8 protein-coding genes are annotated in these 5,718 nt (G+C 40.0%); all 8 read right to left on the bottom strand.

All coding sequences use genetic code 11. The features are described from left to right. Positions 1-415: 415 nt before the first annotated feature. The 8 genes from ACFINK_RS06560 to ACFINK_RS06525 all read right to left on the bottom strand — a co-directional run bounded on the left by ACFINK_RS06560 (position 416) and on the right by ACFINK_RS06525 (position 5,038). A complete protein-coding gene (locus ACFINK_RS06560; RefSeq protein WP_375638451.1) occupies positions 416-565 on the bottom strand; it encodes a hypothetical protein in 150 nt (49 codons plus the stop codon). A 551-nt stretch (positions 566-1,116) separates the two neighbouring features. Then, on the bottom strand, positions 1,117-1,293 hold the full coding sequence (locus tag ACFINK_RS06555) for a hypothetical protein (protein WP_273790878.1): 177 nt from the start codon (positions 1,291-1,293) through the stop codon (positions 1,117-1,119). A gap of 15 nt (positions 1,294-1,308) precedes the next feature. Then, the gene (locus ACFINK_RS06550; RefSeq protein WP_375638450.1) at positions 1,309-1,881 is read right to left on the bottom strand and encodes a hypothetical protein; all 573 of its coding nucleotides are present in this window, start codon (positions 1,879-1,881) and stop codon (positions 1,309-1,311) included. A 10-nt stretch (positions 1,882-1,891) separates the two neighbouring features. Further along, complete coding sequence (locus ACFINK_RS06545) at positions 1,892-2,266, bottom strand: hypothetical protein (RefSeq protein WP_375630081.1); 375 nt, start codon at positions 2,264-2,266, stop codon at positions 1,892-1,894. Positions 2,267-2,354: 88 nt separating this feature from the next. Further along, positions 2,355-3,506: a DUF6990 domain-containing protein gene (locus tag ACFINK_RS06540; RefSeq protein WP_375638449.1), complete on the bottom strand. Its 1,152-nt coding sequence runs from the start codon at positions 3,504-3,506 to the stop codon at positions 2,355-2,357. 13 nt (positions 3,507-3,519) lie between these two features. Beyond that, positions 3,520-3,885 carry a hypothetical protein gene (locus ACFINK_RS06535; protein WP_375638448.1) on the bottom strand — a complete coding sequence of 122 codons (366 nt, stop codon included), beginning with the start codon at positions 3,883-3,885 and terminating at the stop codon, positions 3,520-3,522. A gap of 228 nt (positions 3,886-4,113) precedes the next feature. Continuing rightward, entirely contained in the window at positions 4,114-4,470 is a 357-nt protein-coding gene (locus ACFINK_RS06530) for a hypothetical protein (protein WP_375638447.1), read from the bottom strand. A 229-nt stretch (positions 4,471-4,699) separates the two neighbouring features. Beyond that, positions 4,700-5,038: a hypothetical protein gene (locus ACFINK_RS06525; protein ID WP_375638446.1), complete on the bottom strand. Its 339-nt coding sequence runs from the start codon at positions 5,036-5,038 to the stop codon at positions 4,700-4,702. Positions 5,039-5,718 lie beyond the last annotated feature (680 nt).

The raw sequence follows: 5,718 nt of genomic DNA, 5'->3' as shown, positions 1-5,718 counted from the left end.
CCAATTTTGACGCATTGCACAATCCAACCTTTACGCCTCCATTGGCACCCTCTTTACCCCATATCCTCCCCACAACCCTCACGGCTCTTGAGCAACCACACGCCTTTTTGCAGTTTCACGTTTTTACGATTTTGCAAATTCACAGAAAACAACAAAACTTCCGATAAACCGCCCCATTAAAGCCTATACAAGCCTATCACCAGCCTATTACAAACCTATCATCAGCCTATTCATTGCCAACAGCCCTTTTCCCCCAACGCCCTCCATTCCCCCAATCCCCCATTCCCACATTCCAATTTTGACGCATTGCACAATCCAACCTTTACGCCTCCATTGGCACCCTCTTTACCCCATATCCTCCCCACAACCGTCACAGCCCTTGAACAACCACACGCCCTTTTACAGTTTCACGTTTTTACGATTTTGCAAATTCACAGAAAACAACAAACTTCCGATAAACCGCCCCATTAAAGCCTATCATCAGCCTATTCATTGCCAACAGCCCTTTTCCCCCAGAGATCAGCGTAAAATGAGAAAAACAATCGATGCCCTGCTCCCAAGTCATGAAGCAATGGCATGATCTAAAACTTATGCCCCCATGACACGAACACTACATGCGCTTTTTCAGCGTTGCGTTTAATTGTTTGGTAACCTTGTGATACGAGATCAAACGCTTGATAAAGAAATATACAGTGCCACACGCGCGCTTTATTTTCCTTATCTTTTCAACACCATTCCACACACACTTCCCTTTTCATAAAACGCCCACATTCCAATTTTGACACATTTCACAATCCAACCTTTACGCCTCTCCATTGGCACCTTTTCTCCCCATATCCTCCCCACAACCATCACGGCTCTTGAGCAACCACACGCCTTTTTACAGTTTCACGCTTTTACGATTTTGCAAATTCACAGAAAACAACAAAACTTCCGATAAACCGCCCCATTAAAGCCTATACAAGCCTATTACAAACCTATCATCAGCCTATTCATTGCCAACAGCCCTTTTCCCCCAGAGATCAGCGTAAAATGAGAAAAACAATCGATGCCCTCCTCCCAAGCCGTGAAGAAATGGCATGATCTAAAACTTACGCCTCCCCCATGACACGAGCACTACATGCGCTTTTTCAGCGCTGCGTTTAATTGTTTGGTAACCTTGTAATACGAGATCAAACGCTTGATAAAAGAAATATACAGTGCCACAATGGGTATTGTTAAGAAAAAATCAAAAACACCCCCCAGCAGAATGATCAAAATCACCGTCCAAGCTGCCGCCATTTCGTAATGCATTTTATCCCCTTCTCTTTATAAATTGATTGATTGGGTTGCTTCAGTCACTTCTTCCAACTGCTGAATTTTCTTTTTCAATCGATGAGTTAAAATTTCACGAAGGATCACAACAACAGGGATCGTTGCAAAAATACATACCGATAAAAAAAACCAGAAAAGCAAGAGAATGGCAAAATATTCAAATCTGCTCTCATCTATCTCATCTATCCCTTTAAAGAAAATCACATAGACATAAGCTTTGAAAAATATAATGATGAAAGAGAGGCATGCGTGAAGGATATAATCTTTGCGTGAAAAAGCGAGCCATTTTTTTAACGAATAGGAACTTATCTTTGTTTCTAGTGCTAAGTTTTGCGGCACTCTCTCTTTTTCTTTTCCGCTTTTTTCAAAGAAACAAAAACGCTGTGGATGTTCTTTCATCAAACGTCTTTGTTTTTTCACTCTGTAATAGAGCCTCAAACGCTTTATTAAAGAATAATAAGGCGCCACAATAATCATATTCACAAAAATGGCAAAAACTGTAACTGCATTTAGAAGAAAACATCCAATCGGCAGAAACAAAATAAAAACCGCGCCCTCACTCCTCATGCGTATAACCTCATTGATTAATCTCTTGCTGCTTTGTTTTTTCTTTTAGTTTTTTCTTTATTTTTTCCAATTTACGCTCTTTAAAACGACAAATGCCCCACAAAATAGGAAGGGGTGTGAGAAGACAAAACCATATCAACACTGGTAAGAGAAAAATAAGAGAACCAATTCCTTCCCATCTTGTCCATTGCAACGGCTGTACCAGAGACTTTGCACCCGCAGGAACTTCTAAAGCCATCATGATAAGACATGTACAAAACATGATAAAAAAGCGGTGCCCTATTATTTTACACCGTCCCACCCCTTTACGCATTTCCACTGAAGACACCATAAATTTTCTAAATGAAAAGAAAGACTCTTCAAATGTTGCTTTTTTCTCCTGCATTGTTCCCCTCTGCTTTTACGCTTCGCGCTTTTTACGCATTATTTTTAGGTTTAAGCTCTTTTTAAATTATCTAAACTCTTTATTTTTCTCAATAAATTTTTTCATCAATCCTAATTTCTACATCCATATATTCTAACTCCCCATCCTTTATGTAAAGAATATGAGGACGATAGTTTTTTCCATCAACTTCACAAATCGCGTCCTTTTCGTAAACAAAATATCCCTGTTGCCTTAATTCTTCTCTTTTTTCCTCGATCAAATTTTCATAAGAATCTCTTCTTCTATTGCACAAATTGGGATCTGTAGCTCTAAAACATTCATAGCTCTCTACCTCCATGGAAAAATCCTTTGCCGCCTGTTGAAGCAAATCGTAACTGGGTTGCTTTGTCTTTTCTACCGCCTGAGCAATCACCATTGCGCGTTCCAGATGCTCCTCTTCGATGCTTGTTTCAAAGCCCAGCTTCTCACCTTCCATAAAGCTTTTCTGATAAGAGTGTAAAGTTTCAACATCGCCCATCAAAGCCAGAGCCGCAAGATAACGCAGGGAATAAGAAGCCAACCGAGGGACCACAGTTTTGTTTTCCCAAGGCAGGATTCTATATTGAGAGTGAAGCATCTTGCCAAGATCAACCTCAGTCATTGCCTCATCTAAAGCTTTCTCGAGTACACGACGTAAACATCCAACGCTTACCTTTTCTTCAAAAATTTCCAACCCCTTCACATCAAAACTCAATTCAAGAGCAACCAAGCCTCCAGAATTATAAGGGTCTATCGTTTGGCAAGCCGCCGCATGGATACCAGAAACCACTGCAATTGCACAATCAAATCGCGGATACCCCTTCTCAGCATTATAAAGAAACTGCACTTCACGATCTGGTAAATAATAGGTGGCCAAATGATCTCCTTTTCCTTCAATTTCCACCTTCCACCCCAAACTCTTTAAAAGCGCCGTTGCACTTTCCATCGTTAAGATTTCTTCATCAGAAAGAGAAAACTCTTTTTCCTCAGATAACGGCTTAATCATCGGCATTTCCCCACTAGACGGCTCAAAAACGACAGGTTGTTCAAGCACGCGGCTTAATTCTTTTGTCACTTGGCAATACAGCCTCACCCGCTTGAAAGTAGAGTAATACAATGCCCAAATAAACATCATGACCACGGCAGAAAGCAGCGTGAAAAGCGTCAAGCCCACACCCCACGAGAGTACAACAACAATATCCATTATTTTAATATCTATCATTTTCCCCGCCCCTTCATGCGCTGTTTTGTTGAGAAGCGGTTTTTCTCCGCTTCCAGATTGCTTGCTCCAACATATCGATCTTTTCTTTCAACAGAACCGTGAAAATGATACGAACCACAAAGGCAACAGGGATGAACAAAAAAATAAACCATGATATAAGCTCCATAATTAACGAGAGAGCTGCCACGACATCCCCTTCCCACTCCGCCAACTTCCACCCAAGCAACATGGATACGAAGCGAAGAGCCATTCTTAAAGCTGCCACAATGAAAGCAATACAAAAAATGACTTTATAATTTTTGCGTGTCAGAAACGCTTCTTCAAGCGCAAAAGACCGTGGTTCTTTATCCAATGGTGATTTTTTTCCATTGCCCCTCATTTTTTATCCCTCATTTGTTTCAATTTCTAAGCCATTTTCATGAACCGAAGCTTTCGTCCTCACAATGAATGAGGGTTCATCAATATCAAACGCTTGTATCCCTCATCTTTTATAAAGACAATATCAAGGGTGCATTTTTTCATCACCTTCAAACATCGCACGAAGAGAAGGTCTCTCCTACAACGCATGAGAATATATAAAGACCAGTATTCATTTTCTGCCCTCCCTTCACACGCTGTTTTGTTGGTAAGCCGTTTTTCTTCTCTGCCAGATTTCTTGATCCAACTTATCGATCTTTTTTTTCAACAAACGCGTAAAGATGATACCGACCACAAAGGCAACAGGAATGAGTACAAAAAGAAGCGCTGATATAAAAACCAATATTAATGTTAAAATGAACAGGATATAATTCCACCACCCTGTCAAATCCCACTTAAAAAACATAAAGAATGCCATTATAAAAGCTGACACAATGAAAGCAATGCAAAAGATGACTTTATAATTTTTGCGTGTCAGAAACGCTTCTTCCAGCGAAAAAGACCGTAACTCTTCATCCAATGATGCATTTTTTCCATTGCCCCTCATTTTTTATCCCTCATTTGTCTCAATTTTTAAGCCATTTTCATGAACCGAAGCTTTCGTCCTCACAATGAATGAGAGTTCATCAATATCAAGCGCTTGTATTCCTCATCTTTTATAAAGACAATATCAGGGGTGCATTTTTTTCATCAACTTCAAACATCGCACGAATAGAAGGTCTCTCCTACAACGCATGAGAATATATAAAGACCAGTATTCATTTTCTGCCCTCCCTTCACACGCTGTTTTGTTGGTAAGCCGTTTTTCTTCGCTGCCAGATTTCCTGATCCAACTTATCGATCTTTTTTTTCAACAAACGCGTAAAAATGATACGCACCACAAAGGCAACAGGAATGAGTACAAAAATTAAATCTAATATAACCTGCACGATGCAAAAGAGAGCTGCCACGACATCCCCTTCCCACCCCGCCAACTTCCACTCAAGCCACATGAGTAAGAAGAGAAGAGCCGTTCTTAAAGCTGCCACAATGAAAGCAATGAAAAAAATGACTTTATAATTTTTGCTTGTCAAAAACGCTTCTTCCAGCGAAAAAGACCGTAATTCTTCATCCAATGATGCATTTTTTCCATTGCCCCTCATTTTTTATAAAGACAATATCAGGGGTGCCTTTTTTTTCATCAACTTCAAACATCATGTTTTCATCACTCACAGTGTACCCCCTATTATCTTAAGGCTTCTCTTTTCTCCTCGATCAAATTTTCATAAAAATATCTTCTTCTATTGCACAAATTTGGGTCTCTGACTCTAAAATTCTAAGTGCTCTTTTTATTTTCAGGAAGATAAGCTGCTTTCCAAAGAAGAAGCAAACGAGTGCAAGAAAATCGTAACGAGGTTGCTTTGTCTTTATGACGATTTAAATCATCAACAAAACCGGCCCAAATTGATTTTTTCGATATTTTTTTCAAAACCCAAACTTTCATCTTCCATAAAGCTTTTATGAGAAAGCTGCCAAATGTTAACATCACCAAGCAATGTCAAAACCACAAGGGTGTGCAAGTAAAGAAGAAGCCACTTGAGAGATAGCACAATTTCCTTTTCCCAAGGAAGGGTGTTCTATTGAAAGCCAAGCACGCAGACAAGATCAACCTCAGTCCCAGATCAACCTCATTCATTGCCCTCATCAAAAACTTCCTCAAGTACACAGCATAAATGCCTTACGCTTACCTCTTCCTCAAGAAATTTCAATCCCTTTGCCTTAAAATCCACCCCTTTGCCTCAATGCCTCGTTGTCA

It is taken from the genome of Bartonella sp. AA16NXGY, from assembly GCF_042197325.1.
In the GTDB taxonomy this organism is placed as follows: domain Bacteria; phylum Pseudomonadota; class Alphaproteobacteria; order Rhizobiales; family Rhizobiaceae; genus Bartonella.
This window is presented reverse-complemented; position numbering and strand designations above follow the sequence as displayed.

What these genes read in the sequence shown, in the direction of transcription:
- ACFINK_RS06560 (WP_375638451.1), bottom strand. Translation starts at nt 565, where the DNA reads ATGACTTGGGAGCAGGGCATCGATTGTTTTTCTCATTTTACGCTGATC.
- ACFINK_RS06550 (WP_375638450.1), bottom strand. Translation starts at nt 1,881, where the DNA reads ATGAGGAGTGAGGGCGCGGTTTTTATTTTGTTTCTGCCGATTGGATGT.
- ACFINK_RS06535 (WP_375638448.1), bottom strand. Translation starts at nt 3,885, where the DNA reads ATGAGGGGCAATGGAAAAAAATCACCATTGGATAAAGAACCACGGTCT.
- ACFINK_RS06540 (WP_375638449.1), bottom strand. Translation starts at nt 3,506, where the DNA reads ATGATAGATATTAAAATAATGGATATTGTTGTTGTACTCTCGTGGGGT.
- ACFINK_RS06555 (WP_273790878.1), bottom strand. Translation starts at nt 1,293, where the DNA reads ATGCATTACGAAATGGCGGCAGCTTGGACGGTGATTTTGATCATTCTG.
- ACFINK_RS06545 (WP_375630081.1), bottom strand. Translation starts at nt 2,266, where the DNA reads ATGCAGGAGAAAAAAGCAACATTTGAAGAGTCTTTCTTTTCATTTAGA.
- ACFINK_RS06530 (WP_375638447.1), bottom strand. Translation starts at nt 4,470, where the DNA reads ATGAGGGGCAATGGAAAAAATGCATCATTGGATGAAGAGTTACGGTCT.